This is a genomic window from Aromatoleum sp., from assembly GCF_032027225.1.
Classification (GTDB): domain Bacteria; phylum Pseudomonadota; class Gammaproteobacteria; order Burkholderiales; family Rhodocyclaceae; genus Aromatoleum.
This window is the reverse complement of sequence record NZ_JAVSMM010000012.1, coordinates 41396-66589: the sequence shown is the minus strand read 5'-3', so window position 1 is coordinate 66589 and position 25194 is coordinate 41396. Positions and strand designations below refer to the sequence as shown.

Below are 25194 nucleotides of genomic sequence, written 5' to 3'. Positions count from 1 at the left end.
GGTCTTCCGGCAAGAGTCGGTGAGCGCCGGCGAGCGGCGGATTCTGAAGGGGCGAATCGTACCCTGATCGGTCGTCGCCGATGTCGCGGTCGGAGGTGGTCATCGCCTGCGGTGGGGCCGTTACGGATAGAAGACGTAAAGCCGATAGCCGACTGCCGCGACGCCTTCGGCCTCGAACGGCAATTTCACCGCGATTTCGCTTCCACCGCGAAAGCCGTCCTCGATCCCGGCGCGTTGGAGTTGTAGCGGCGGCACCCATTCCTTCGGTTCCAGCACGCGGCGGACGACGGGGCGGTCCTGTGAGTCGGTCAGCGTCAGTTCGAGATAGGGGTAGGCCTGCGGGTGCGATGCGCGATTGCGTACTGTCGCGTTGAGGATGAAACGACCCGGCCGCCCGGGTTCCGACTGCAGATCGGAAGTCCCGATGCCGACCAGATCCGCGAGGCGCGGGAGCGGGACGGTACATGCGAGCGCCTCGCAGGCCTTCAGATAGGCGGGGCGGAGCGGCGGCCACGCGCGGGTGATTTCGTCGCGGAAGACGTACGCCGCCTGGACGCCGAGCATCCCGAGCAGGAGGCCGATGCCGAGTCCGAACAGCCAGCGCTTTGCCGGGGAAGCGGGGCGCGCACCATAAGCGGCATCGAGCCGCGCGGTTTCGAACGCGTCGACCGAGGCGTGCCGTTTTGTCAGTCCCCCGTCGGCATCCGAAGTCGTGGTGGCGGGCTCCGCATCCGCCAATACCGTTGGGGGCGCCGACAGATCGATGGAGGAGGTCGAGGATTCGCCGGAAGGTGCGTGAAGCGTCGGCTGGGGCTCACGTGCAATGTCGGGCTGGGGAACGGTGTCGGCCTCCGGGCGTCCGCCGTCGGCAGGAATCGGGGAGCGGCTCCCGGTTTCGCCCCGGTCGCCCCCTTTGCTGCGGACCCGTTGCGCCCACGCATCGAAGGGCACCCGGCGACCGGAATCCGACAACTCGTCGCTGGGGGCATCCGTGATGGAGGACGATGCCGGCTCCGCCGGCTCGAGTTCGGACAGATCAATGAACTCGGGAAATGACGGTACGCTCGCGATGGTCGAGGGTTCCGCTGCGAACGGCGCGGATTCTTTCGGTGGCGATTCGATCGCGGGTTCGCCGATCGCCGGTTCGCGGCGCAGCAGATCGGAGGTGCGCAGCGGCCGGCGCGGCACGAGGAGCCTGTCCGGAATTTCGAAATCGAGTGAGCCGCCGATTCGATCCCCAGCGCTCGCGACTCCGGGAGCGGCGGTTTCATCGGCAGAAACGCTCTTCGCTTCGGCGGGAGCAGGCGGCTCCGGCCCCGATGGCGCGCCGAAGGGCGGGGCGTAGCCGGCGGGGAGCGTTGAATCGCCGACCTCCGGTTGCCGTTCTTCGAGAATGAAGAAGCTGCTGTCGGTGAGATCCCCGGTCGTCGGCCGGACGCGCCGGACATCGGGGAGCGAGGTCGTTGGTTCGTTGACCGCAGCCGCGCTCGCCGTCGTCGCCCGCGTCTCCGGCTCGGCCGAGCTCGAGTCGGCCTCGAGCAGATGCTCGAGCGCGTTGAAGGCCGTCTGGCAGCGGCCGCAGCGTACTTCTCCGCGGTGCGCGCGCAGCTGCTCGGGCCGCACCCGGAATACCGTCTGGCAGGCCGGGCAGCGGGCGAACATCATGGTTGCGGAGTGTCCGCCGGGCGCACACCTTCGAGCCGCGCCCATCCATCGTGCACCGCGCCGACGTTTAGGCGGAGGAACGGGGCATACGCGTCGATGACCTGCTGCGTCTGCGTCTCGAGCACTCCGGACAGCGCGATCCGGCCGCCCGGCGCGACGCGGGCCGCGAGCAGCGGCGCGAGCACGCACAGGGGATTCGTGAGGATGTTGGCGACGACGACGTCGAACCGGGCGTCGAGCGGCTGGCGCGAGTGCTGCAAGCGCAGCGCCGTACCGTTGCGCTCGGCATTGTCGCGGGCCGCTTCGAGCGCCTTGTCGTCGATGTCGACCCCGAGCACGTCGGCTGCGCCGAGGCGCACCGCGGCGATGCCGAGGATGCCCGAGCCGCAACCATAATCGAGCACAGTGTCGCCCGGCCGTACCGCGTCGCACAGCCATTCGAGGCACAGGCGCGTCGTCGGATGCGAGCCGGTGCCGAAAGCCATGCCCGGGTCGAGCTCGATGTTGATCGCATCGGGATCGGGGGCGGTGTGCCACGACGGCACGATCCACATCCGCTCGGTGACGCGGATCGGGTCGAACTGGCTCTGCGTCAGCTGCACCCAGTTCTGCTCGGCGACTTCTTCGAGCGTGAAGGGCGGAACAGCGTCGAAACCGGCGTCCGCCGCGGCGCGGGCGAGCGCGACCGCGAGGTCGGCTTGCGCATCGAACAGCGCGATGACCCGGCTGTGATCCCACAACCCGACGGGGTGATGGCCGGGCTCGCCGAACTGCGGCTTCTCGGCGTCGGTGCCGGCGTCGGCATCCTCGATGCTGATCGACAGTGCGCCCGCGTCCATCAGCGCCTCGGACAGCGCTTCGGCCTTTTGCGCTTCAGCCTGGAGGGTGACCGATATCCACATGGTCCCGGTGTCCGCGTCAGGGCGTCTTGACTTCGTTGCGATCGGCCAGCTTGTGTTCCAGGTAGTGGATGCTGGTGCCGCCTTCGACGAAGCGCGCATCGAGCATCAGTTCCTGGTGCAGCGGGACGTTCGTCTTGATCCCTTCTACGACCATTTCGGACAGCGCGATGCGCATCCGGCGGATCGCCTGTTCGCGGGTGTCGCCGTAGGCGATGAGCTTTCCGATCATCGAGTCGTAATGCGGAGGGATCGTGTAGCCGTTATAGACGTGCGAATCGACCCGCACACCCGGTCCGCCAGGCGTGTGCCAGTTCGTGATCCGCCCCGGCGAGGGCGTGAATTTGAATGGATCCTCGGCGTTGATGCGGCATTCGACCGCGTGGCCGCGGAACTCGATCTGGCGCTGGCGGAACCACAGCTTTTCGCCGGCCGCGATGCGGATCTGTGCCTGGACGATGTCGATGCCGGTGATCAACTCGGTCACCGGATGTTCGACCTGCACCCGCGTGTTCATTTCGATGAAGTAGAACTCGCCGTTCTCGTACAGGAATTCGAAGGTTCCCGCGCCGCGGTAGCCGATCTTGCGGCACGCTTCGGCGCAGCGCTCGCCGACCTTCGCGATCGCCTTGCGGTCGATGCCCGGCGCCGGCGCTTCCTCGATGACCTTCTGGTGCCGGCGCTGCATCGAGCAGTCGCGTTCGCCGAGGTACACCGCGTTGCCGTGTTCGTCCGCGAGCACCTGAATCTCGATGTGCCGCGGGTTCTCGAGGAACTTCTCCATGTATACGACGGGATTGCCGAACGCCGCCTGGGCTTCCGAACGCGTCGTCGTGACCGCGTTCAGCAGCGCGGCTTCGGTATGCACGACGCGCATGCCGCGGCCGCCGCCGCCGCCCGCCGCCTTGATGATCACCGGGTAGCCGATCGCGCGCGCGATGCGGATGATCTCCTTCGGATCTTCCGGCAGCGCGCCTTCGGAGCCCGGGACGCAGGGCACGCCCGCTTCCTTCATCGTGTCCTTCGCGCTGACCTTGTCGCCCATCAGGCGGATCGTCTCGGGTCGCGGCCCGATGAACACGAAGCCCGACTGCTCGACGCGCTCGGCGAAGTCGGCGTTCTCGGACAGGAAGCCGTAGCCCGGGTGGATCGCCGCGGCGTCGGTGACTTCGGCGGCCGAAATGATCGCGGGAACGTTGAGGTAGCTCATCGCCGACTGCGGTGGGCCGATACACACGGACTCGTCGGCGAGCTTGACGTATTTCGCTTCCGTGTCGGCCGTCGAATGCACGGCGACGGTGCGGATGCCGAGTTCGCGGCACGCGCGCAGCACGCGGAGGGCGATCTCCCCGCGGTTGGCAATCAGGATCTTTTCGAACATGGGCGCGATCAGGCGATGACGAACAGCGGCTGGCCGTATTCGACCGGCTGGCCGTTCTCGACGAGGATCGCCTTGACCGTACCGGCGCACTCCGACTCGATCTCGTTCATCAGCTTCATCGCTTCGATGATGCACAGCCGGTCGCCGACCGCGACCGACTGACCGACGTCGACGAGCGGCTTCGCGCCGGGCGCCGTCGCGCGATAGAACGTGCCGACCATCGGCGACTTCACGACCGTCCCTTCGGGGAGCTCGTCCACCGGCGGCGCAACGACGACGGACGGTGCGGGCGCGAGTTGCGGCGCAGCGACCGGCATCGCGGGCACGTAGTTGGCCACCGGCGCGCCGTTGTGCTTGGCGATGCGTACCTTCTCTTCGCCTTCGGTGACTTCGAGTTCCGAGATGCCCGACTCCTGGACGAGGTCGATCAACTTCTTCAGCTTGCGCAGATCCATGATGTTCTCCGTGACGACGGCGCCGCGAGGGGCGCCGTCCGAGGGTGTTGTTCAGGTTTTCCGTACTTGCGAGAGCGCGAATTCGAGCGCGGCCATGTAGCCGTAGGCGCCCAGCCCGCAAATCACGCCGGCGGCGCGATCGGAAAAATAGGAGTGATGGCGGAAAGGTTCCCGCGCGTGGATGTTCGAGAGGTGGACTTCGACGTACGGCACTTCGACCGCGGCGAGCGCATCGCGCATCGCGACGCTCGTGTGCGTGTATCCGGCGGGGTTGATGATGACGAAATCGACGTTCTCGGTGGCCGAAGCCTGGATGCGGTCGATCAACTGCCCTTCGTGATTGCTCTGGAACGATTCCACGACGACGCCGTCGGCCCGCGCTCGCGCGTCCATTGCAGCATGGATATCCGCGAGCGTTGTTCGCCCGTAAATTTCGGGCTCGCGAGTGCCGAGGAGATTGAGGTTCGGGCCGTGGAGAACCAGAATCCGGGTCGGTTCCGGCGGTTCCGCGTCTGAATCTTTGCTGCGTTTTGAGCGCGTCATGCCAGCAAGTTTGCCGCAGTTCGCTACCTGTTGTCCACTATTGCGCGGAGTCTGACCGGGTGTTCTTCGTCAGCAGTGCGCGGATTTTGCCTTCTAGTTCGGACTTGTTCAAGACGCCGAGCTTGAGGTGCCCGATCTCGCCGCGTGCGTCGAGGATCACGGTAAAAGGAAGCGCCTGGGCGGTGTTGCCGAGTCGCGCGGTGGCTTCGAGCGCCTGGGGTGGGGCGATCAGCAACGGGTAGGGGACGTCGATCCGCTCGTCGAATGCCTTGACGTTCTCGACGCGATCGATGCTGATTCCGACGAACTGCACCGGTTTGTCGGCGAAGTCCCGGGCCACGCTCGCGAAGTCAGGAATTTCCTTCATGCACGGCGGACACCAGGTGGCCCAGTAATTGATGATCAGCACCTTGCCGCGCCACTGCTCCAACGCCTGCAGGGTCCCATCGGCGTCCGGCAGCCGGGTCGCGAGCAACGCGCGTCCCGCGTCGGCCGGGACTTCGACCCCGGCCGTATCGCTTCGGCTGAGCTCACGCGTCAGGTATCCGGCGACGCCGGCGACGCCGGCGACCGCGAGGATAGCGAGGAGGCGGGTAGGCCGTTTCATTCGGCAGGCGGCTCGCCGGCGCGCAGCATGGCTTCCACGGCGGGGAGGCGTGCCCGCACGTCGCTGCGCCGGGCGCTCCGTTCCGCGTTCGCGTCGTACAGGGACAGTCGCACCGGCACGTGATCCCAGTCGAACACGAGGATCGCTTCGGGAGCGTTGGGCGCTCCGCGGCGCGGTTCGCGATGCTCGTAAGCGAGGTTTTCGTTCAGGAAGAAGATCTCCACCTCCTTCGTGCTCTCCGGATACAGCTCGATCTCCACCTCGGTGTAACGCCCCGCGGTGCCGTCGAGCGCGCCGCCGGTGAGATAGGGGCGGAATTCGTCGAGGAGGCGCATGACCTCGACTGCGGTGCGGCGCATTTCGTGCACGCGCTCGGCCTGCTCCTCGTCCTGGTAGAGCGCCTGCCACGCGCGCAGCTCGGCCTCGATTTCGGCATTGTTCGGCAGCGACGCTTCTGTTTCGCTCACACCGAGCTGGCGCGCGGCCTTTCGCTTCGCGAACCCGAAATCGCTGATACCGTCCTCGGCCATCATGCGGGCAGCCAAGGCAGCGATTTCGCGCCGCAGGGTTCCGGGTCGGGAAAGGTTCGCGCGAGAAGGCATGGTCGCGAGTCCGGGAAGCCGTCGATGTAGAATGCCGCCCATTCTACACGCGGGCTTTTCAGGAACGTTGCAGGCCGCGGTTTTCGGAGTCTTCATGCACATCCATATACTCGGCATCTGTGGGACCTTCATGGGCGGCATAGCGCTGCTCGCGCGCTCCGCCGGCCACACCGTGACCGGCTGCGACGCGAATGTCTATCCGCCGATGAGCACCCAGCTCGAGGATCAGGGCATCCGCCTGACCGAAGGGTTCGCCGCAGAGCAAATCGAGCTCGAGCCCGACGTGTTCGTCGTCGGCAACGCGATTTCGCGCGGCAACCCGCTGCTCGAAGCGATTCTCGATCGCGGCCTGCCGTATGTGTCCGGTCCGCAATGGCTCGCGGACAACGTGCTGCAGGGGCGGTGGGTGCTCGCGGTTGCCGGCACGCACGGCAAGACGACGACGTCGTCGATGCTCGCGTGGCTGCTCGAAGACGCCGGCCTGAATCCCGGCTTCCTGATCGGCGGCGTTCCGGGGAATTTCGGCGTTTCGGCGCGCCTCACCGATTCGCCGTTCTTCGTCATCGAGGCGGACGAATACGACACCGCGTTCTGCGACAAGCGCTCGAAATTCGTCCATTACCGCCCGCGCACGGCGATCCTCAACAACCTCGAGTTCGACCACGCGGACATTTTCGCTGACCTCGCGGCGATCGAAACCCAGTTTCATCATCTCGTGCGCACGATTCCCGCGTCGGGCCGGATCATCGCCAACGCCGCCGAAGCGAGCCTCGAGCGGGTGTTCGCGCGCGGATGCTGGTCGGAGCTCGAATGGTTCGGCGAAGGTGCGAAATGGTCCGCGGCGCCTGGCGGCGACGAGGCGGAGGCGGTATTCAGCCTCGACGGCGCGGTGGTCGGACGAGTCGCGATGCCGATGGCCGGCAGTCACAACCGCAGCAACGCGCTGGCCGCGATCGCCGCGGCCCGGCACGTCGGCGTCACGCCCGCGCAGTCGATCGCAAGTCTCGCCCGCTTCGAAGGCATCAAGCGGCGGATGGAGAAGCGCGGGGCGGTCGACGATATCACCGTCTATGACGACTTCGCGCATCATCCGACGGCGATCGCGCTGACGGTGGAGGGCTTGCGTCGCCGGGAGCCGAAGGGGCGGATTCTGGCGGTGCTGGAGCCGCGCTCGAACACGATGAAGCTCGGCGTGATGAAGGAGCGGCTGCCGGAAAGCCTGGCGCTCGCCGATTTCACCTACTGCTATGCGAACGGGCTGGGTTGGGATGCGGCGGGTGCACTCGCGCCGCTCGGAGATCGCGCGGTCACGTTCGACGATTTGGATGCCCTCGTCGCGCGCATCGCCCGCGATGCACAAGCCGGCGATCACGTCCTCGTGATGAGCAACGGTGGTTTCGGCGGGATCCACGACAAGCTGCTCGCGGCGCTGGAGCGCCGTCGGCGCGCCGCGTAGCAGCGCAGACGAAGGGCGCGCGCTTCGTCGTCGTCGCGCCCTACGAGAGCTGGAGTCCCCGGATTTCTTCCTCAGGCGGGCGACGGCGCCGCGCTGTCGCCCGTCGAGCGCTTACTGCGAGGACGTCGAGCGGCCTTCGAGCCGCCGGGCTTCGTCGTCGGTGATGTATTCGAACACGCGCACGACTTTCCGCACGCCGCTGGTCCGGCGCGCCACATCGCTAGCCGCGTCCGCCTCGCGGCGCGTCACCAGTCCGAGCAGGTACACAGTGCCCGCTTCGGTGACGACCTTCACGTGGTTGGCGCCGAACGTCGCCGCGTCGACGAAGCGCGCCTTAACCTTCGACGTCACGACCGAGTCGTTGCTGCGCGAAGTCAGCGACGAGATGCCCGCGATCTGCACCTCATTCGTGATGCCGCGCACGTTCGGCACGCGACTGACGACGCGCTCGATTTCGGCGCGGTGCGCTTCCGACGGTGCCTCGCCGGTGAGCAGCACGTTGCGGTTGAACGACGTGACGTTGACGTGCACCGCGTCGCCCATCCGATCGCGAATCGCACTCGACGCCCGCCACTCGATCCCTTCGTCCTCGACGTAGGCGCCCGACGTGCGCCGGTCGGCCGCCATCGCGGCGCCGACTCCGACTCCGCCGGCCACCAGCGGGAAGCAGCCTTGCAGGGCGGGCAGTGTTGCTGCGGCGGTCAGGCCGAGGAGAAGGGTCCTGCGGCTGCCGGATGCGCCTTGCTTGCTCATTCGTCTTCTACTCCAAGTAACAGACAATCGATGCCGTCGCACAGGCAGTGCAGGACGAGCAGGTGAACTTCCTGGATGCGCGCCGTGCGGTCGGCGGGCACGCACAGGTGGATGTCGTGATCGCCGAGCATCTCTCCGATGCGGCCGCCGCCTTTGCCGGTCAGCGCGATGACTCGCATGTCGCGCTCGTGTGCGGCAGTGATCGCTTCGATGACGTTCGGCGAGTTGCCGCTCGTCGAGATCGCCAGCAGCACGTCGCCGGGTTGTCCGAGGGCACTGACCTGTTTCGAGAAAATCTGGTTGTAGTCGTAGTCGTTGGCGATCGACGTCAGCGTGGACGTGTCGGTCGTCAGCGCGACCGCCGCGAGCGGCGGGCGCTCCATCTCGAAACGATTCACGAGTTCGGCGGCGAAATGCTGGGCGTCGGCCGCCGACCCGCCGTTGCCGCAGGACAGGATCTTGCCGTTGTTCAGCAGGCTGCCGGTCATGATCTCGACCGCGCCGGCAATCGGGGCCGCAAGGGCTTCGATCGCGTCGAGTTTGACGCGGGCGCTGTCCTCGAACTGGCGTGAAATGCGATGGATGAGGTCCATGTAGGAGTCTCTCGGGTCACTTCGTCGGGGGCAAAGTCTAGCATGCGCGCCGATTTGGCGGCTCGGAGGCCCATTGCGCCGCTAACTCGCGTCGAACGCGCCCCGAATCCACTCGACGCCCGCGTCATCGACGCACGAGAGCAGCGCGGCGTCGAAGCGGCACGGGTAATCCGCATAACGTCGGCCCGCTCCGGCGAGCCACCATCGCGCAGCGAGAACGACGCGCTGCTGTTTCGAGAAAGTGATGCTCGCGGCCGCGCCGCCGAAGCGCGGGTTGCTGCGCAATCGGACTTCGACGAACGCGACGGTGCCGCGGTCGAGGCAGATGAGATCCACTTCGCCGCCGCGGCAGCGCACGTTGCGTCCGAGGACGGTGACGCCGTGCCGACCGAGAAAGCGCTCCGCCGCCGCTTCGGCCGCGCCGCCCCGCGCTTGCGTCGTTCCCGATCCGCGACCGACAATCGCCTTCCAGATTTTGCCCCCGGCGGCCTCATGTCCCATCATCCATCGTCCCTGTCCAGTACACCGTCATTGTATGTGGTGGCGACGCCGCTCGGGAATCTGCAGGACATCAGCATGCGGGCGCAGGCGGTCCTGGCGGGCGTCGACGCGATTGCGGCGGAGGACACGCGGCACAGCCAGCGGCTCCTCGATGCGCTCGCGATCGGCACGCGCCTCTTTCCGCTGCACGAACACAACGAGCAGGCGGCCGTCGGCCAGGTGATCCGGATGCTCGAGGACGGAAAGCAGGTCGCGTTGATCAGCGATGCCGGCACGCCGGCGATCTCGGACCCGGGGGCGCGGGCGGTCGCGCGTGTGCGCGAAGCGGGATTCCCGGTCGTCCCGGTGCCCGGGGCGTGTGCGGCGATCGCGGCGCTGTCCGCGTCGGGATTCGTCGACAGCGGCTTTCATTTCGTCGGTTTCCTGCCGGCGCGCGCGGCCGGCCGTCGCGCGGCGGTCGAGGCTTTGCGGGACATCGCCGTCCCGCTCGTATTCTACGAATCGCCGCACCGGATCGCCGAGTGCGTCGCGGATCTCTCTGCGGTGCTCGAGCCGGTGCGCGAGATCGTCATTGCGCGCGAATTGACCAAGCTCTACGAGCAGATCGTCCGGTTGCCGCTCGCCGAGGCGGGAGCGTGGCTCGCCGAGGATCCGAACCGTTGCCGCGGAGAATTCGTGCTGATCGTGTCCGCGGCGCCCGAAGTGGAAGGACTCGACGCCCAGGCGGAGAAGGTGCTCGCGCTGCTGGTCGCGGAGCTTCCGGTGAAGACCGCGGCGCGCCTCGCCGCGGAAATCACCGGAGCTCCGAAGAACGCGCTGTACGCCCGCGCGCTCGAACTCAAGGCCGGCTGAAGCTGCCTATAATCGGAGCGCCGAGTAACGACTTATTTCAGTTCCGAACGTCGTTCTCGAATGCGGCCTGCCCGATCGATCTTTTTTCCATCGAGACCATGCAAACGATTTCCCTGATCCGCCCCGACGACTGGCACCTGCACGTGCGCGACGGCGATGCGTTGTCTACGGTCGTGCCGCACACCGCCCGCCGTTTTGGCCGCGCGCTGATCATGCCGAACCTGCGACCGCCGGTGACGACGACGGAGCAGGCTCTCGCGTACCGTTCCCGTATCCTGGCGGCGGTGCCCGCGGGCCTGGATTTCGAACCCCTGATGACTTTGTACCTCACCGACAATACCGCGTCCGACGAGATCGAGCGTGCGAAGGCGAGCGGCGCGATCATCGCGGTGAAGCTCTATCCGGCGGGTGCGACGACGAACTCCGATGCGGGCGTCACGGCGATCGACAAGGTGTATCCCGTGCTCGAGCGCATGGAACGGCTCGGCATGGTGCTGTGCGTGCACGGCGAAGCGACCGACCCCGACGTGGACGTTTTCGATCGGGAGCAGGTCTTCATCGAACGCGTCCTCGCGCCGCTCGCGGCGCGCTTTCCGGCGCTGCGCATCGTGTTCGAGCACATCACGACGGCCGACGCTGCGCGTTTCGTGCTGGATGGCGGCCCGAACATCGGCGCGACGATCACGGCCCATCATCTGCTGCTCAACCGCAACGCGATCTTCGCCGGCGGCATTCGCCCGCATCACTACTGTCTACCGGTCCTGAAGCGCGAAACGCACCGCAGGGCGCTCGTCGCAGCCGCGGTCTCCGGTAATCCCAAATTCTTCCTCGGCACCGACTCGGCGCCCCATTCGCGCAGCGCCAAGGAGGCAGCCTGCGGCTGCGCCGGCTGCTACACGGCGCACGCAGGCATCGAGTTGTATGCGGAAGCGTTCGACCAGGCAGGCGCGCTCGACAAGCTGGAAGGTTTCGCAAGTCTTAATGGTCCGGCTTTCTACGGCTTGCCGCTCAATCCGGATCGCATCGCTCTGGTCAAGGACAGCTGGGAAGTGCCGGCGGCGTACGACTATCCCGGCGACGACGTGCTCGTGCCCTTGCGGGCCGGTGAGTGCGTCGCATGGCGCCTCGCGTGAAGGAAGCCCGATGACCCGACCGGCCCTCTTGCGCTCGATTTTCGCGGCCGCCGCGCTCCCGATGCTCGCCGCGTGCGAAAACAGCGCAACGGCCTACATGATCGACGGCAGCCAGCACGCGTTGATCCTCGTTCGCGAGAAACCGTATTTCTGGACCGATACGGTCAATCAGGCGGTGATCGCGTCGCGTTTGCCGCAATGCCAGCGGCGCGTCGCGATCCACCCCGACGCGACCGAATTGACGGACATCGAAGTCTTCGAAGCGGGCGATCGTCTCTGGGCGTTGCGGCAGGGCGAGCGCTGGTATCTCGTCAGCACGACCGAGTGCCAGGTGCAGGACTGGGACAACTCGACCAACACGCCGCCGGGGCCGTTGGTCGGCACGTTCCGGATCAAGGACGGGCGTGCGGCCTTTGTTCGGGCGGGAGACTGAAGTCCGCGTATAATCGCCGACGGAAGTTCGCCAGGCAGTCGCTGCGCATCTCGGTGCGTGGAGGAAAGTCCGGGCCCCGTAGAGCAGGATGCCGGCTAACGGCCGGGCGTCGCGAGGCGACGGAAAGTGCAACAGAAAGCATACCGCCGATGGCTCCGCGAGGAGATCAGGCAAGGGTGAAATGGTGCGGAGCGCAAGCTCCGGGCGGGCGCGAGTCTGCCGGGTAAGAGCCCACCGCAGGACTGGCAACAGGACTGGCATGGCAAACCCCATCCGGGGCAAGGCCAAATAGGGGAGCAATGGCGCTGCTCGCGCTGCTCCCGGGTAGGCTGCTCGAGCGCCGTGGTAACACGGCGCCCAGATGAATGACTGCCCGGCGGTCGCGGTCACCCCGCGGCCGCTCGACAGAACCCGGCTTATCGGCGGACTTCCTTTAATTCCATTTGCGATTTTTCGCTATCCCCGGTCGTCGGTAAGCCGTGGATCGGACCTCTCCTCGTTTCTCATGAAAACACGGTATATGCCTTGATTTTTCAGGGTTTATGCCGTCGCCCCCTGCTTTCCATAAGTCACTGTGTAACAAAGGAAAAGTCGCAAGCGTCGGCTTGACCGTGCACGTCCTTTACCCTAGAGTGGGAACCAGTGGGAAAAAGTGGGTCGAAGTGTCATTCGAGGCTTCGTTTTCGCAATTCAGGGGGGTAAATGTTCCAGGGAGCCATCGCGCTCAGTCTCGATGCCAAGGGTCGCCTTGCGATCCCCGCCCGGCATCGTGATTCCCTCGTCCCCGACGGGGCGCCCCTGGTCATCACCGCCCATCCCCACCAGTGCCTTCTCGTCTATCCCCGCTCGACATGGGAAGGAATCCGCCAGCAAGTCTCCGCGTTGCCCGGTCTCGATCCAGTGACGGCATCGCTGAAGCGGCTGTTGATCGGTTTTGCCCAGGAAGAAGAGCTGGACGCGGCTGGACGCGTCCTCGTTGCGCCGTCGTCGCGTCAGTGGGCCGGGCTCGACAAGCAGGTATGGCTGGTCGGGCAAGGCAGCCATTTCGAGCTGTGGTCGGATGCGGGTTGGCAAAAACAGCAGGAGGCGATGCTGGCGTTGTCGAGCGGCGCGCTTCCGACAGGATTCGAGAGTCTCGCGCTGTGACCGCTGAGCAACAGCATGTCAGCGTTCTGCTGGCGGAAGCGGTGGAGGCGCTCGCGGTCAAGGCGAGCGGCGTGTACGTCGACGGGACGTTCGGGCGTGGCGGCCACAGCAAGGCGCTCCTCGCGAAGCTCGGCGCCGAAGGGCGCCTGATCGCGTTCGATCGCGACCCGCGCGCGATCGAGGTCGGTCGCACGATTGCCGATTCACGGCTTGAAGTGGTGCATGCACCGTTCAGCGCGCTCGATGAAGAACTCGCTCGCCTCGGGATCGACGCTGTCGACGGAGTGCTGCTCGATCTCGGTGTCTCGTCGCCACAACTCGACGAGCCTGAGCGGGGGATGAGCTTCCGATTTGATGCTCCGCTGGACATGCGGATGGATACGAGCCGCGGCCAGACCGTGGCGCAATGGCTGACCGACGCGACGGTCGCGCAAATCACGGAGGTGCTCAGGGATTATGGGGAAGAACGGTTTGCTCATGCGATTGCAAAGGCGATTGCAGCTGCTCGGGCAGGGGGGGCTGTTGCGACCACTCGACAGCTTGCCGCGATCGTGGAAAAAGCGGTCCGCACACGCGAGCCGGGGCAGCACCCGGCGACGCGGAGCTTTCAAGCTCTACGGATTTTCATCAATCAGGAGCTCGAGGAGCTGACGTCCGTTCTGCCTGACGCGGTCGCGCGTCTGAAGGCGGGAGGGCGGCTGGTCGTCATCAGTTTCCATTCGCTCGAAGATCGCATCGTCAAGCGCTACATGCGCGACGAATCGCGCCCGGCGCAGTTGCCGGCTCGGCTGCCACTGCGTGCGTCCGAGTTGCCCGCTCCGCGGCTCCGGCTCGTCGGCAAGGCGCAGCGTCCCGGTGCCGATGAAGTTGCGGCCAATCCACGCGCCCGCAGTGCAGTGATGCGTGTCGCGGAACGGACGGAGGCGCCGACATGATCCGTGTGGATGCTTTCCTGCTGGCGGTCGCGGTCTGCAGTGCGCTCGGCGTGGTCGCCGCGCAGCACCAGTCGCGCAAGCTGTTTTCGGAACTCGAGCGCGAGCAGACGCGCGCTCATGGCCTCGACGTCGAGTGGGGGCAATTGCAACTCGAACAGAGCACCTGGGCTGCCCACGCGCGCGTCGAAAAGATCGCGGGCGAGCGCCTTCGCATGCGTCCGCCCGCCCGGGGGCAGATGATTTCGATCGGAGGGCCAGTCGTGGCTGCCCCTCCGGTCGTGAAACGGTGAGGACGCCGGCATGAAAAGGCGTTCAGTGACGTTCAATCACAATCCGCTGCTGAAGAACGGGCTCCCCGAATGGCGCCCGCGTCTGGTGATGCTCGGGTTGCTCGCCTGTTCGTTCGCGCTCGTGGGGCGCGCGCTCTACCTTCAGGGCTTCAATAACGAGTTCCTGCAGGCGAAAGGCGAATCGCGCTACGCGCGGGCGATCGAAGTGCCGGCGACGCGCGGACGTGTGACCGACCGGCATGGAGACATGCTCGCGGTCAGCACGCCGGTGCGCTCGATCTGGGCGATCCCGTCCGACGCGCGCCTTTCGCCGGCCGAGGCCCGCAAGCTCGCGCAACTGCTCGAGATCGACGTCGGCGAGCTGAATCGCCGGCTCGGCGGTGGCCGCGATTTCGCGTATCTCAAGCGCCAGGTGTCCCCGGAACTCGCCGGCGAAATCGCCGCGCTGAACCTTCCCGGAGTTCATCAGCAGCAGGAATACCGTCGCTATTACCCGGGCGGCGAGGTCATGGCGCACATGCTCGGCTTCACCGGTGTCGACGACCGGGGCCAGGAAGGCGTCGAACTCGCATTCGACAAGCGGCTGACCGGCAAAGCCGGCGCGCGTCGCGTCATTCGTGACCGCCGCGGCCAGGTGGTCGAGGACGTCGAGGCGATCCGCCCCCCGCGCGACGGGGAGGATCTCGTCCTCGCAATGGATTCGAAGATCCAGTACCTCGCGTATTCCGCGCTGAGTCAGGCGATGCAGACGCACAAGGCGAAGGCCGGCGCGGTCGTCGTTCTCGATGCCCGCAGCGGGGAAATCCTCGCCCTCGCGAACGCGCCGACCTACAACCCGAACAATCGGACGAACCTCAGCGGCGCGCAGTTGCGCAATCGCGTCTTCACCGACACCTACGAACCCGGCTCGACGATGAAACCTTTCGCCGTCGCGCTCGCGCTCGAGCAGGGGAACGTGAAGCCCAGCACCGTGATCGACACGGCCCCGGGGCGCATCACGATCGGGCGCGCGACGATCTCGGATTCGCACCGTCACGGCCTGCTCACCGTCTCGGAAGTGATCCAGAAGTCGTCGAACGTCGGCACCGTGAAGCTGGCGCTGAATCTGCCGCCGGAGCAGATGTGGCGGATGTTCAACGACCTCGGCTTCGGTTCGCCGCTGAACCTCGGCTTTCCGGGAGAGGCCGGCGGACGGTTGCGCCCGGCGCGGACCTGGAAGCCGATCGAGCAGGCGACGATGTCTTTCGGCCACGGCATTTCCGTGAGTCCGATCCAGATGGCACACGCCTACCTCGCGTTCGCGCGCGACGGCGAGTTGCTGCCGCTGTCGCTGACGCGGCTCCAGGCGCCCCCGTCGGCGGGCAAGCGCATCTTCTCGGTCGAGACCGCGCTCGCGATGCGGCAGATGCTCGAACTCGCGACCCTGCCGGGCGGCACTGCGACTCGCGCGCAGATCCCGGGCTACCGCGTCGCGGGCAAGACCGGAACCGCCCGCAAGCTCGAAGGCGGGCGCTATACGACCGCGAAATATGTCTCATCTTTTGTCGGATTCGCCCCGGTTTCGAACCCCCGACTTATCGTGGCGGTGATGATCGACGAACCTTCTGCCGGCCAGTATTACGGGGGAACCGTCGCGGCGCCGGTGTTCGCGCAGATCACCGAAGGCGCGTTGCGCGCGCTGGGCGTCGCGCCCGACGCGCCGCTCGTGCCGCTGCAAATGGCACGCAAGTCCGACGCGGCCGTCCGGGAGGAAATGTGAGCGCCGCCCGCGGACGCGAAATTCTCGAGCGCCTGCGCATCGCCGGTGTGCGCCCGCGTGGCGTGACGGCCGATTCGCGTCGCGTCGCGCCGGGTGATCTTTTCGTCGCCTGGCCGGGGTTCGCGACGGATGGTCGCCGCTTCATCGCGTCGGCGATCGAGCGTGGCGCGGCCGCGGTGCTGTGGGACGATGCGGGTGGATTCCGCGCCGAATCGTTGCCCGTTCCGAACTTTGCGGTGCCCGGCTTGCGCGGGGTCAGCGGCCATCTCGCGCACGAGGTGCACGCCTCTCCGTCGTCGCATCTGTGGGTCGTCGGCGTCACCGGGACGAACGGCAAGACGACCGTCACGCAATGGCTTGCTCGCGCGCTGACCGATCTCGACCAGCGTTGTGGGGTCATCGGCACGCTCGGCTGCGGATTTCCGGGCGAGTTGGCCGACTCCGTCAATACGACGCCCGATGCGCTCGAACTGCATCGCACGCTGGCCGGCTTTCGCGCCGAAGGCGCCGCGGCGGCAGCGATGGAAGTGTCGTCGATCGGTCTCGACCAGGAGCGCGTGAATGGGGTCGAGTTCGACGTCGCGGTGTTCACGAACCTCACCCGGGACCACCTCGACTATCACGGCACGATGGAACGCTACGCCGAGTCGAAGGCGAAGCTGTTCGACCTGCCCGGCATCCGGACGGCGGTGCTGAACCTGGACGATGCGTTCGGGCTCGCACAGGGGCGCCGGCTCGTCGCGCAGGGAATGCCGGTCATCGGCTACACGCTGAACGAGGCGATGGCGAAAGCGCTTCCCGGCGCGCGCGTGCTCGTCGTCGGCGGACTGCAGGACGAGCCGACGGGCCTGCGCTTCTCGCTCGACTGGAAGGGCGTGCGCAGCGACCTGCAGGTGCGGATGGTCGCGCCATTCAACGTATCGAACCTGATGGCCGTCATCGGCGCGTTGCTCGCCCGCGACCTGCCGGTTGACGATGTGCTGCGCGTCGCCTCGCGGCTCACGCCGCCGCAGGGGCGAATGCAGCTCGTCGGCGGCGTCGCTGAACCACTGGTCGTCATCGACTATGCGCATTCGCCGGACGCGCTCGCGAAGGTGCTCGAATCGGTCCGCGACACCGTGCGCACCCGCGGCGGCCGGCTCGTCTGCGTGTTCGGCTGCGGCGGCGACCGTGATCCGGGCAAGCGGCCGATGATGGGCGAAGTCGCGCGGGAACTCGCCGACCGCGTCATCGTGACGAGCGACAACCCGCGCAGCGAGGATCCGGTGAAGATCATCGACGCGATCGTGCAGGGCACCGGGTCGCAGGCCGAACGGGTCGTCGACCGCGCGCAGGCGATCGGCATCGCGATCGGGGAGGCGGGGTCGGACGACGTCGTCGTCCTCGCCGGCAAGGGACACGAACCGTACCAGGAAACGCTCGGCGTGCGAGTGCCGTTTTCCGACATCGAGCAGGCGCGCCTTGCGCTGCTCGCGTGGAATCGAAAGCAGGGGACTTCCCGATGATGTCGTTGCAGGAAGCGGCGCAAGCCCTCGGTGTCGAGGCGCCGGGCGAGGGCCGGTTCGACTCGGTCGGGACAGACAGCCGGAAAACCCAAGCCGGGCAGCTCTTCGTTGCCCTGCGCGGCGAGCGTTTCGACGGCCACGACTTCGTCGCGCAGGCCGCGGCGGACGGGGCGGTCGCGGCGCTGGTCGACAGCAAGTGGGCGGCGACGCAGGCGGCCGCGCCGCTTCCGCTCCTCGTCGTCGAGGACACGCGTCTCGCGCTGGGGACCCTCGCCGCGGCGTGGCGCGCGCGCTTCGACATCCCGGTCATCGGCGTCACCGGCAGCAACGGCAAGACGACGGTGAAGGAGATGTGCGCGGCGATCATGCGCGCGCAGGCACGCCTCGATGGCTACCCGGACGAAGCGGTCCTCGCGACCGCAGGCAACCTCAACAACGACATCGGGCTGCCGCTGACGCTCCTCGCGCTGCGTGCAACCCACCGCACGGCGATCATCGAGATGGGCATGAACCGTCCCGGCGAGATCGCTTACCTGACCGCGCTGACCCGACCGACGGTCGCGATCGTCAACAACGCGCAGCGCGCGCATCTGAAGGGCATGGGGACGGTGATCCAGATCGCGCAGGAGAAAGGCGCGATCTACGACGGCCTCGGCCCGGACGGCGTGGCGGTCATCAATGCGGACGATGCGCACGCCGGCTATTGGTGCGAGCTCAATGCGGGCCGTCGCATCGTGACTTTCGGGCTGACGGCGAAGGCGGATGTCGTCGGGCATTTCGCGTTACGCGGGCTCGGCTCGCAGCTCGAGATCGACGCGGCCGAAGGGCGGGTGGCTCTGACGCTGCAGGTGCCGGGCGAACACAATGCGCGTAACTCCGTCGGCGCGGCGGCGGCTTGTCTCGCGGCAGGCGCGAGCCTCGCGGCGGTCGAGCAGGGGCTCGCGGGCTTCACCGGCACGCGCGGGCGGCTGCAGCGCCGTCCCGGAATGAACGGCTCGGTGATTCTCGACGACAGTTACAACGCCAACCCCGACTCGGTGCGCGCGGCGATCGACGTGCTCGCAGCGACGCCGGGGCGCAAGGTGCTGGTGCTCGGCGACATGGGCGAAATCGGCTGGACGAGCGCGCAGGTTCATGACGAAATCGGCGGCTACGCGAAGAGCAAGGGTGTCGATGCGCTGTTCGCGCTCGGCGAAATGAGTGCCGTCGCGGCGAAGAATTTCGGCGACGGCGGCCAGCATTTCGACTCCGTCGAGGCGCTCGTCGCGGCGCTGTCGCGCAAGCTCGATCCGAGCACGGTCGCCGTCGTGAAGGGCTCACGTTTCATGAGGATGGAACGGGTGGCAGACGCGCTTGCCGCAGTGCACAATAGCGCCCCTTCCCCAGACACGAATTAACCATGCTGCTCGAACTCGCCCTCTGGCTCGGTCAGGATATCCGCACCTTCAACGTGTTCGGCTACATCACGCTGCGCACGGTTCTCGCCGCGATGACCGCGCTCGCGATCTCGTTCGTCTTCGGCCCGCCGGTGATCCGCTGGCTGACGGCGAAGAAGATCGGACAGGCCGTGCGCGACGACGGCCCGAAAACGCATCTGGCGAAAGCCGGCACGCCGACGATGGGCGGCGCGCTGATCCTGATCGCGATCGCGGTGACGATCCTGTTGTGGGGCGACCTGCGCAATCACTACGTGTGGGTGACGCTGCTGGTGACGCTCGGTTTCGGGGCGGTGGGCTGGGTCGACGACTGGCGCAAGGTCGTGCATCGCGACCCGAAAGGCCTCGCGAGCCGCTGGAAATATCTGTGGACGTCGCTGATTGCGCTCGGCGCGGCCGTCTTCATCGCGCTGAGCGCGAACGAGCCGGCCCAGACCGAGCTCATCGTGCCGTTCTTCAAGGCCGTCTCATATCCGCTGGGGATGATCGGTTTCGTCGCGCTGTCGTATTTCGTCATCAACGGCACCAGCCATGCGGTCAATCTGACCGACGGCCTGGACGGCCTCGCGATCATGCCGACGGTGATGGTCGCCGGTGCGCTCGCGATCTTCGCGTACGTCGCCGGCCACGCGGGATTCTCGAAGTACCTCGGTGTCCCGTACATCGCCGGCGCCGGCGAACTCGCGGTGTTCTGCGGCGCGCTCGCCGGTGCGGGCCTCGGTTTCCTGTGGTTCAACGCGTACCCGGCCGAAGTCTTCATGGGCGACGTCGGCGCGCTCGCGCTCGGTGCGGCGCTCGGCACCGTCGCGGTCGTCGTGCGCCAGGAGATCGTGCTCTTCATCATGGGCGGACTGTTCGTTGCCGAGACGTTGTCGGTAATGGTGCAGGTGCTTTATTTCAAGATCAGCGGCGGCAAGCGTGTTTTCCGCATGGCGCCGCTACACCATCACTACGAGCTGAGTGGCTGGAAGGAGACGCAGGTCGTGGTCCGCTTCTGGATCATCACCCTGATGCTCGTGCTGTTCGGCCTGTCGACGCTGAAGCTCAGATGAAGACGCTCTCCGACAGATCCGTTCTGGTCCTCGGGCTCGGCGAATCGGGCCTCGCGATGGCGCAGTGGTGCGCGCGCAATGGCGCCCGTCTTCGCGTCGCGGACACTCGCACGGCGCCGCCGGGACTCGAGGCGCTGCGCGCCGCGGCCCCTTCGGCCGACGTCGTCGCGGGCCCGTTGTCCGATGCGCTGCTCGAGGGCATCGATCTCGTTGCGCTCAGCCCGGGCATCGACGCGCGCATCGCGCTGCTCGCCGAAGCGCGCCGGCGCGGCATCGAGATCGTCGGCGAGATGACGCTGTTCGCGGACGCGCTGAGCGCGCTCGACGCACGCAAGAACACGCGCATCCTCGCGATCACCGGCACGAACGGAAAGACGACGACGACGACGCTCGCTGCTGCGCTGTGCAAAGCGGCGGGTGTCGATGCCGTCGCCGCCGGCAACATCAGCCCTGCGGCGCTGACGGTGCTGATGGAGCGCCTGGACGGCGGGCGCCCGTTGCCCGAGTGCTGGGTGCTCGAACTGTCGAGCTTCCAGCTCGAAACGACCGTGGGCCTCGATGCCGACGCGGCCACCGTCCTCAACGTCACCGACGACCACCTCGATCGGCACGCCGATCTGTCGACTTATGCGGCGGTGAAGGCGCGGATCTTCGCCGGCGACGGCGTGCAGGTTCTGAACCGGCAGGACCGTCGCGTGATGGCGATGCGGCTTCCCGGCCGGCGGGCAGCGTCGTTCGGCACCGATGCGCCCTCTGCGCCCGATGATTTCGGTCTCGTTTCCGCCGTTGATGGCGTCTGGCTCGTACTTGGGGACGAGCGCCTCGTGCGGATGGACGATTTGAAGATCGCCGGGCTGCACAACGCCGCGAATGCGCTGGCCGCGCTCGCGCTGGGGACGGCGATCGGTCTGCCTCGCGATGCGATGATCTCCGGCCTGACGGCGTTCCGGGGTCTGCCTCATCGCGTCGAGCCGGTCGCGCAGCGCGCTGACGGCGTCGTTTTCTATGACGACTCGAAGGGTACGAACGTCGGCGCGACGCTCGCCGCGCTCGAAGGACTCGGACGGCCCGTCGTGCTGATCGCAGGCGGCGACGGCAAGGGGCAGGATTTCACGCCGCTCCGTGACGCGGCAGCACGTCATGCCCGTGCCGTCGTGCTGATCGGCCGTGACGCAGGGCGGATCGAAGCGGCGCTCGATGGCTCCGGGATCCCGGTCGAAAAGGCGGCCGATATGGACGCCGCGGTCGCGCGCGCCGCCGTCGTCGCGCAGCCCGGTGACGCCGTCCTACTGTCGCCCGCCTGCGCGAGCCTCGACATGTTCCGCAATTACGCGCATCGGGCGGAAGTGTTTGTCGCCGCGGTGCGACGCGTGCCGGGAGTCGTTGCGACATGAAGATCGTCTCGGCACTCTCCGGACTTTTCGCGGCGCGCGAGACGAGCGGCGGCGTGCAGACGAGCCGCGCCGTCGACCGGCTGATGCGTCCATCGGACGCGCTACGCGAACTCGATCCGTGGCTGATCTGGTCGGCGGCCGGTTTGCTGCTGATCGGCATGGTCATGGTCTATTCCTCGTCGATCGCGACTGCCGAAGGCAGCAAGTTCACCGGCTATCAGTCGCATTACTTCCTCACGCGCCATGCGCTCTTCCTCGCGGTCGGCGTGGGCGCCGGGCTCGCCGCGTTCCAGCTGTCGATGCGCCAGTGGCAGCAGTTCGCGCCGTGGCTGTTCCTCGGCGGCGTCGTGCTGCTCGCGGTCGTGCTGATCCCCGGCGTGGGGCGCGAAGTCAACGGCGCGCAGCGCTGGCTGCCGCTCGGCTTCATCAACCTGCAGCCGTCCGAACTGATGAAGCTTTTCGTCGCGCTATATGCGGCCGACTACACCGTGCGCAAGCTGCCCGACATGGGGAGCTTCCGGCGCGGCTTTCTGCCGATGGCGATCACGATCGTGTTCGTCGGCTTCCTGCTGCTGCGCGAGCCCGACTTCGGCGCCTTCGTCGTCATCACCGCGATCGCGTTCGGCGTGCTGTTTCTGGGCGGCATCAACGTGCGCGTGTTCGCGCTGCTCGCGCTCGTTGCGGTGATCGGCTTCGTGCTGCTCGTATGGCTGTCGCCGTACCGGCGCGATCGGCTGTTCGGTTTCATGGATCCGTGGCAGGACGCGTTCGGCAAGGGATACCAGCTGTCGCACGCGCTGATCGCGTTCGGTCGCGGCGAATGGTTCGGTGTAGGACTCGGCGCGAGCGTCGAAAAGCTCTTCTATCTGCCGGAAGCGCACACGGACTTCCTGCTCGCCGTCATCGCGGAGGAACTTGGCTTCGCCGGCGTGCTGCTCGTGATCGCGCTGTTCGCGATCCTGATCCACCGCGCGCTGATCATCGGCCGCGAGGCGGTCAAGCTCGAACGCTACTTCCCGGGCCTCGTCGCGATGGGCATCGGCCTGTGGATCGGCGTGCAGTCGTTCATCAACATGGGCGTGAACATGGGCCTGCTGCCGACGAAGGGCCTGACCCTGCCGCTGATGAGCTTCGGCGGCTCGGGCGTCGTCGCGAACTGCCTTGCCCTCGCGATCCTCCTGCGGGTCGATTGGGAAAACCGCCAAGTCATGAGGGGGCGCTCATGACTTGGCGGTTTCGCGGAGCGCCGCAAGCTTTTCCCGCGGGGGCGCGCACGCAAATCTCCTCCTCTCTGAGGGGGCGCTCATGACGACCCTGCTCGTGATGGCGGGCGGCACCGGCGGCCACATCTTCCCGGGGATCGCGGTCGCCGAGGAACTGCGCAAGCAGGGTTGGCGCATCGTGTGGATGGGGAATCCGGACGGGATGGAAGCGCGCATCGTGCCGCAGCGCGGTTATGACCTCGTGTGGGTCCGATTCGGCGCGTTGCGGGGCAAGGGCCTCTTGCGCAAGCTGCTGCTGCCCCTGAACCTGCTGCGCGGATTTTGGCAGGCGCTCGTCGAGCTGCGCCGGATCCGGCCCGACGTCGTCCTCGGCATGGGCGGCTACGTGACTTTTCCGGGCGGCATGATGGCGGCGCTCCTCGGGCGTCCGCTCGTGCTGCACGAGCAGAACTCCGTCGCAGGACTCGCGAATCGCGTTCTCGCCGGCGTCGCGGACCGCGTGCTGTCGGGGTTCCCGGAGACCTTGAAGAAGGCCGGCTGGGTCGGCAACCCGGTGCGCGCGGACATCACCGCAGTCGCGGAACCCGCCGAGCGCTTCGCGGGCCGCAGCGGGCCGCTGAAGCTGCTGGTCGTCGGCGGAAGCCTCGGCGCCGCGGTGCTGAACGAAACCGTGCCGCAGGCGCTCGCGCGGATGCGGCCCGAGGCGCGCCCTCGCGTCACGCACCAGGCGGGCGCAAAGCAGATCGACGCGCTTCGCGCCGCGTACGCCGCGGCTGGCGTGGACGGCGAGCTGGTGGCCTTCATCGACGACATGGCTTCGAAATACGCCGAAGCCGACCTCGTCGTCTGCCGTGCGGGGGCTCTGACGGTCGCCGAACTCGCGGCCGTCGGCGCGGCGAGTCTGCTGGTGCCGTTTCCGTACGCGGTCGATGACCACCAGACCGGCAATGCGCGCTTCCTCGCCGACCGCGGCGCCGCGTACCTGTTGCCGCAGCCCGAGCTCGACGCCGAGCGGCTCGCGGGCATTTTCGAAAATCTCGACCGCGGTCGGCTGCAGGACATGGCGACGAAGGCGCGCGCGCTTGCGAAGCCGCGCGCGGCCGAAGCCGTCGCGCGAGTCTGCGAGGAACTCGCTTCCGGCACGAGGCCGGGGAGAAATACGTGAAACACAAGGTCAAGCACATTCATTTCGTCGGCATCGGCGGCGCCGGCATGAGCGGGATCGCCGAAGTGCTGGTGAACCTGGGCTATTCCGTCAGCGGCTCGGATCTCGGCGAGAACGCGGCGACCCGCCGGCTGCGCGCGCTCGGCGCTCGCGTGCTGACCGGCCATTCGGCCGAGAACATCCTCGACGCGGACGCCGTCGTGATCTCGACCGCCGTGCGCAACGACAACCCGGAGGTCGTCGCGGCGCGCGCGCGCCACGTGCCGATCGTGCCGCGCGCGCAGATGCTCGCCGAGCTGATGCGCCTGAAGCACGGGATTGCAATCGCGGGCACGCACGGCAAGACGACGACGACTTCGCTCGTCGCAAGCATTCTCGCGGAAGGCGGCATGGATCCGACCTTCGTGATCGGCGGCAAGCTCAACGCGGCGGGCGCGAATGCGCGACTCGGCAAGGGCGATTTCCTCGTCGCCGAGGCGGACGAGTCGGATGCATCTTTCCTGCTGCTGACGCCGGTGATCTCGGTCGTGACGAATATCGACGCCGACCACATGGATACCTACGGTCACGACTTTGCGCGGCTCAAGCAGGCGTTCGTGGACTTTCTGCAGCACTTGCCGTTCTACGGCGTCGCGGTGTTGTGCGACGACGATCCGCACGTGCGTTCGATCATGCCGCTCGTATCGAAGCAGATCGTGCGCTACGGCCTGTCGGAGAGCGCGACGATCCGGGCCGAGAACGTGCGTGCCGACAGTGGACGCATGTTGTTCGACGTTGTCCGCGTCAACGGGTCCGAAACCCGGCTCCCGATCGAGCTGAATCTGCCCGGGATGCACAACGTGCTGAACGCGCTCGCGGCGATCGCGGTCGCCACCGAACTGCAGGCCACGGACGACGCGATCGTGAAGGCGCTGTCCGAATTCCGCGGCGTCGGCCGTCGTTTCCAGCGCTATGGCGAAGTCGCGCTGCGCGACGAGAGCGGCGCCGAACGCGGCAGTTTCACGCTCGTCGACGATTACGGCCACCACCCGGTCGAGATGGCGGCGACGCTCGCCGCCGCGCGCGGGGCCTTTCCGGGACGCCGCCTGGTCCTTGCCTTCCAGCCGCACCGCTACACGCGCACGCGCGACTGCTTCGAGGATTTCGTCAAGGTGCTGTCGACGGTCGATGCGCTGTTGCTCGCCGAAGTCTATGCCGCAGGCGAAGCGCCGATCATCGCCGCCGACGGGCGCTCGCTCGCGCGCGCGATCCGTGTCGCGGGCAAGGCGGAGCCGGTGTTCGTCGAGGACATCGAGGAGATGCCCGCGACGGTCCTCGCGGCGGTCCAGGACGGTGACGTGGTGATCACGATGGGGGCGGGCTCGATCGGAGCCGTGCCCGGAAAACTGACGAGTGGCGAGGAGCCGGCGTGAACGG

The 25194-nt window shown here is 67.1% G+C and carries 25 protein-coding genes and 1 other RNA gene; 16 read left to right on the top strand and 10 right to left on the bottom strand.

Going from position 1 to position 25194, the window contains the following annotated elements:
- Nucleotides 1–120: 120 nt before the first annotated feature.
- The 7 genes from ROZ37_RS13915 to ROZ37_RS13885 are packed head-to-tail and all read right to left on the bottom strand — an operon-like array spanning nucleotide 121 to nucleotide 6152.
- A complete protein-coding gene (locus ROZ37_RS13915; RefSeq protein ID WP_312660155.1) occupies nucleotides 121–1665 on the bottom strand; it encodes a DUF3426 domain-containing protein in 1545 nt (514 codons plus the stop codon).
- Complete coding sequence (gene prmA, locus ROZ37_RS13910; RefSeq protein WP_312660153.1) at nucleotides 1662–2567, bottom strand: 50S ribosomal protein L11 methyltransferase; 906 nt, start codon at nucleotides 2565–2567, stop codon at nucleotides 1662–1664. Before prmA ends, ROZ37_RS13915 begins: the two co-directional genes overlap by 4 nt.
- A 16-nt stretch (nucleotides 2568–2583) precedes the next feature.
- Nucleotides 2584–3945, bottom strand: a complete 1362-nt coding sequence (accC, locus tag ROZ37_RS13905) for an acetyl-CoA carboxylase biotin carboxylase subunit (RefSeq protein WP_312660151.1) — start codon at nucleotides 3943–3945, stop codon at nucleotides 2584–2586.
- Nucleotides 3946–3953: 8 nt separating this feature from the next.
- Entirely contained in the window at nucleotides 3954–4400 is a 447-nt protein-coding gene (gene accB, locus ROZ37_RS13900) for an acetyl-CoA carboxylase biotin carboxyl carrier protein (RefSeq protein WP_312660149.1), read from the bottom strand.
- A 51-nt stretch (nucleotides 4401–4451) separates the two neighbouring features.
- Nucleotides 4452–4943, bottom strand: coding sequence for a type II 3-dehydroquinate dehydratase (aroQ, locus tag ROZ37_RS13895; protein WP_312660147.1), 492 nt, complete (start codon nucleotides 4941–4943; stop codon nucleotides 4452–4454).
- Between the two features lie 37 nt (nucleotides 4944–4980).
- Nucleotides 4981–5550: a TlpA disulfide reductase family protein gene (locus ROZ37_RS13890; RefSeq protein WP_312660145.1), complete on the bottom strand. Its 570-nt coding sequence runs from the start codon at nucleotides 5548–5550 to the stop codon at nucleotides 4981–4983.
- Nucleotides 5547–6152 (bottom strand): hypothetical protein, encoded by a 606-nt coding sequence (locus ROZ37_RS13885; RefSeq protein WP_312660256.1) that lies wholly within the window; start codon nucleotides 6150–6152, stop codon nucleotides 5547–5549. Before ROZ37_RS13885 ends, ROZ37_RS13890 begins: the two co-directional genes overlap by 4 nt.
- Nucleotides 6153–6246: 94 nt before the next feature.
- Here ROZ37_RS13885 and mpl point away from each other — a divergent pair, with 94 nt between their 5' ends.
- Nucleotides 6247–7608 carry a UDP-N-acetylmuramate:L-alanyl-gamma-D-glutamyl-meso-diaminopimelate ligase gene (gene mpl / locus ROZ37_RS13880; protein WP_312660143.1) on the top strand — a complete coding sequence of 454 codons (1362 nt, stop codon included), beginning with the start codon at nucleotides 6247–6249 and terminating at the stop codon, nucleotides 7606–7608.
- A 111-nt stretch (nucleotides 7609–7719) separates the two neighbouring features.
- Here mpl and ROZ37_RS13875 read toward each other — a convergent pair whose 3' ends face one another.
- The 3 genes from ROZ37_RS13875 to ROZ37_RS13865 all read right to left on the bottom strand — a co-directional run bounded on the left by ROZ37_RS13875 (nucleotide 7720) and on the right by ROZ37_RS13865 (nucleotide 9458).
- Nucleotides 7720–8361, bottom strand: a complete 642-nt coding sequence (locus tag ROZ37_RS13875; protein ID WP_312660141.1) for a BON domain-containing protein — start codon at nucleotides 8359–8361, stop codon at nucleotides 7720–7722.
- Complete coding sequence (locus ROZ37_RS13870; protein WP_312660140.1) at nucleotides 8358–8954, bottom strand: phosphoheptose isomerase; 597 nt, start codon at nucleotides 8952–8954, stop codon at nucleotides 8358–8360. The genes ROZ37_RS13875 and ROZ37_RS13870 overlap by 4 nt, the downstream gene beginning before the upstream one ends.
- A gap of 81 nt (nucleotides 8955–9035) precedes the next feature.
- Nucleotides 9036–9458, bottom strand: coding sequence for a YraN family protein (locus ROZ37_RS13865; protein ID WP_312660138.1), 423 nt, complete (start codon nucleotides 9456–9458; stop codon nucleotides 9036–9038).
- Between the two features lie 72 nt (nucleotides 9459–9530).
- Here ROZ37_RS13865 and rsmI point away from each other — a divergent pair, with 72 nt between their 5' ends.
- The 15 genes from rsmI (at nucleotide 9531) to murC (ending at nucleotide 25190) form a co-directional block, all read left to right on the top strand.
- Nucleotides 9531–10307: a 16S rRNA (cytidine(1402)-2'-O)-methyltransferase gene (gene rsmI, locus ROZ37_RS13860; RefSeq protein ID WP_312660136.1), complete on the top strand. Its 777-nt coding sequence runs from the start codon at nucleotides 9531–9533 to the stop codon at nucleotides 10305–10307.
- A 98-nt stretch (nucleotides 10308–10405) separates the two neighbouring features.
- Entirely contained in the window at nucleotides 10406–11440 is a 1035-nt protein-coding gene (pyrC, locus tag ROZ37_RS13855; RefSeq protein WP_312660134.1) for a dihydroorotase, read from the top strand.
- Nucleotides 11441–11450: 10 nt separating this feature from the next.
- A complete protein-coding gene (locus tag ROZ37_RS13850) occupies nucleotides 11451–11873 on the top strand; it encodes a hypothetical protein (RefSeq protein ID WP_312660132.1) in 423 nt (140 codons plus the stop codon).
- A 22-nt stretch (nucleotides 11874–11895) separates the two neighbouring features.
- Nucleotides 11896–12308: RNase P RNA component class A (gene rnpB / locus ROZ37_RS13845), an RNA gene on the top strand.
- A 267-nt stretch (nucleotides 12309–12575) separates the two neighbouring features.
- Entirely contained in the window at nucleotides 12576–13019 is a 444-nt protein-coding gene (mraZ, locus tag ROZ37_RS13840; protein ID WP_312660130.1) for a division/cell wall cluster transcriptional repressor MraZ, read from the top strand.
- Nucleotides 13016–13954, top strand: coding sequence for a 16S rRNA (cytosine(1402)-N(4))-methyltransferase RsmH (gene rsmH, locus ROZ37_RS13835; protein WP_312660254.1), 939 nt, complete (start codon nucleotides 13016–13018; stop codon nucleotides 13952–13954). Before mraZ ends, rsmH begins: the two co-directional genes overlap by 4 nt.
- Entirely contained in the window at nucleotides 13951–14244 is a 294-nt protein-coding gene (gene ftsL / locus ROZ37_RS13830; RefSeq protein WP_312660127.1) for a cell division protein FtsL, read from the top strand. Before rsmH ends, ftsL begins: the two co-directional genes overlap by 4 nt.
- A gap of 10 nt (nucleotides 14245–14254) precedes the next feature.
- Nucleotides 14255–16003 (top strand): penicillin-binding protein 2, encoded by a 1749-nt coding sequence (locus ROZ37_RS13825; protein ID WP_312660124.1) that lies wholly within the window; start codon nucleotides 14255–14257, stop codon nucleotides 16001–16003.
- The gene (locus ROZ37_RS13820; RefSeq protein ID WP_312660122.1) at nucleotides 16000–17508 is read left to right on the top strand and encodes a UDP-N-acetylmuramoyl-L-alanyl-D-glutamate--2,6-diaminopimelate ligase; all 1509 of its coding nucleotides are present in this window, start codon (nucleotides 16000–16002) and stop codon (nucleotides 17506–17508) included. Before ROZ37_RS13825 ends, ROZ37_RS13820 begins: the two co-directional genes overlap by 4 nt.
- Nucleotides 17505–18905, top strand: coding sequence for a UDP-N-acetylmuramoyl-tripeptide--D-alanyl-D-alanine ligase (gene murF, locus ROZ37_RS13815; protein ID WP_312660119.1), 1401 nt, complete (start codon nucleotides 17505–17507; stop codon nucleotides 18903–18905). Before ROZ37_RS13820 ends, murF begins: the two co-directional genes overlap by 4 nt.
- A 2-nt stretch (nucleotides 18906–18907) precedes the next feature.
- Entirely contained in the window at nucleotides 18908–19996 is a 1089-nt protein-coding gene (mraY, locus tag ROZ37_RS13810; protein ID WP_312660116.1) for a phospho-N-acetylmuramoyl-pentapeptide-transferase, read from the top strand.
- Complete coding sequence (murD, locus tag ROZ37_RS13805; protein ID WP_312660114.1) at nucleotides 19993–21390, top strand: UDP-N-acetylmuramoyl-L-alanine--D-glutamate ligase; 1398 nt, start codon at nucleotides 19993–19995, stop codon at nucleotides 21388–21390. The genes mraY and murD overlap by 4 nt, the downstream gene beginning before the upstream one ends.
- Nucleotides 21387–22616: a putative lipid II flippase FtsW gene (gene ftsW / locus ROZ37_RS13800; RefSeq protein WP_312660113.1), complete on the top strand. Its 1230-nt coding sequence runs from the start codon at nucleotides 21387–21389 to the stop codon at nucleotides 22614–22616. The genes murD and ftsW overlap by 4 nt, the downstream gene beginning before the upstream one ends.
- 79 nt (nucleotides 22617–22695) lie before the next feature.
- Nucleotides 22696–23778, top strand: coding sequence for an undecaprenyldiphospho-muramoylpentapeptide beta-N-acetylglucosaminyltransferase (murG, locus tag ROZ37_RS13795; protein WP_312660112.1), 1083 nt, complete (start codon nucleotides 22696–22698; stop codon nucleotides 23776–23778).
- Nucleotides 23775–25190 (top strand): UDP-N-acetylmuramate--L-alanine ligase, encoded by a 1416-nt coding sequence (murC, locus tag ROZ37_RS13790; RefSeq protein ID WP_312660110.1) that lies wholly within the window; start codon nucleotides 23775–23777, stop codon nucleotides 25188–25190. The genes murG and murC overlap by 4 nt, the downstream gene beginning before the upstream one ends.
- Nucleotides 25191–25194: the final 4 nt, after the last annotated feature.

Excerpts from the sequence above, each read along its gene's own strand:
- accC (WP_312660151.1), bottom strand. The coding sequence starts at position 3,945 with ATGTTCGAAAAGATCCTGATTGCCAACCGCGGGGAGATCGCCCTCCGC.
- prmA (WP_312660153.1), bottom strand. The coding sequence starts at position 2,567 with ATGTGGATATCGGTCACCCTCCAGGCTGAAGCGCAAAAGGCCGAAGCG.
- ROZ37_RS13865 (WP_312660138.1), bottom strand. The coding sequence starts at position 9,458 with ATGATGGGACATGAGGCCGCCGGGGGCAAAATCTGGAAGGCGATTGTC.
- ROZ37_RS13915 (WP_312660155.1), bottom strand. The coding sequence starts at position 1,665 with ATGATGTTCGCCCGCTGCCCGGCCTGCCAGACGGTATTCCGGGTGCGG.
- ROZ37_RS13885 (WP_312660256.1), bottom strand. The coding sequence starts at position 6,152 with ATGCCTTCTCGCGCGAACCTTTCCCGACCCGGAACCCTGCGGCGCGAA.
- ftsL (WP_312660127.1), top strand. The coding sequence starts at position 13,951 with ATGATCCGTGTGGATGCTTTCCTGCTGGCGGTCGCGGTCTGCAGTGCG.
- murG (WP_312660112.1), top strand. The coding sequence starts at position 22,696 with ATGACGACCCTGCTCGTGATGGCGGGCGGCACCGGCGGCCACATCTTC.
- ROZ37_RS13870 (WP_312660140.1), bottom strand. The coding sequence starts at position 8,954 with ATGGACCTCATCCATCGCATTTCACGCCAGTTCGAGGACAGCGCCCGC.
- ROZ37_RS13825 (WP_312660124.1), top strand. The coding sequence starts at position 14,255 with ATGAAAAGGCGTTCAGTGACGTTCAATCACAATCCGCTGCTGAAGAAC.
- mpl (WP_312660143.1), top strand. The coding sequence starts at position 6,247 with ATGCACATCCATATACTCGGCATCTGTGGGACCTTCATGGGCGGCATA.
- ROZ37_RS13850 (WP_312660132.1), top strand. The coding sequence starts at position 11,451 with ATGACCCGACCGGCCCTCTTGCGCTCGATTTTCGCGGCCGCCGCGCTC.
- rsmI (WP_312660136.1), top strand. The coding sequence starts at position 9,531 with ATGCGGGCGCAGGCGGTCCTGGCGGGCGTCGACGCGATTGCGGCGGAG.
- ftsW (WP_312660113.1), top strand. The coding sequence starts at position 21,387 with ATGAAGATCGTCTCGGCACTCTCCGGACTTTTCGCGGCGCGCGAGACG.
- murF (WP_312660119.1), top strand. The coding sequence starts at position 17,505 with ATGATGTCGTTGCAGGAAGCGGCGCAAGCCCTCGGTGTCGAGGCGCCG.
- pyrC (WP_312660134.1), top strand. The coding sequence starts at position 10,406 with ATGCAAACGATTTCCCTGATCCGCCCCGACGACTGGCACCTGCACGTG.
- ROZ37_RS13890 (WP_312660145.1), bottom strand. The coding sequence starts at position 5,550 with ATGAAACGGCCTACCCGCCTCCTCGCTATCCTCGCGGTCGCCGGCGTC.
- ROZ37_RS13875 (WP_312660141.1), bottom strand. The coding sequence starts at position 8,361 with ATGAGCAAGCAAGGCGCATCCGGCAGCCGCAGGACCCTTCTCCTCGGC.
- accB (WP_312660149.1), bottom strand. The coding sequence starts at position 4,400 with ATGGATCTGCGCAAGCTGAAGAAGTTGATCGACCTCGTCCAGGAGTCG.
- mraY (WP_312660116.1), top strand. The coding sequence starts at position 18,908 with ATGCTGCTCGAACTCGCCCTCTGGCTCGGTCAGGATATCCGCACCTTC.
- aroQ (WP_312660147.1), bottom strand. The coding sequence starts at position 4,943 with ATGACGCGCTCAAAACGCAGCAAAGATTCAGACGCGGAACCGCCGGAA.
- murD (WP_312660114.1), top strand. The coding sequence starts at position 19,993 with ATGAAGACGCTCTCCGACAGATCCGTTCTGGTCCTCGGGCTCGGCGAA.
- mraZ (WP_312660130.1), top strand. The coding sequence starts at position 12,576 with ATGTTCCAGGGAGCCATCGCGCTCAGTCTCGATGCCAAGGGTCGCCTT.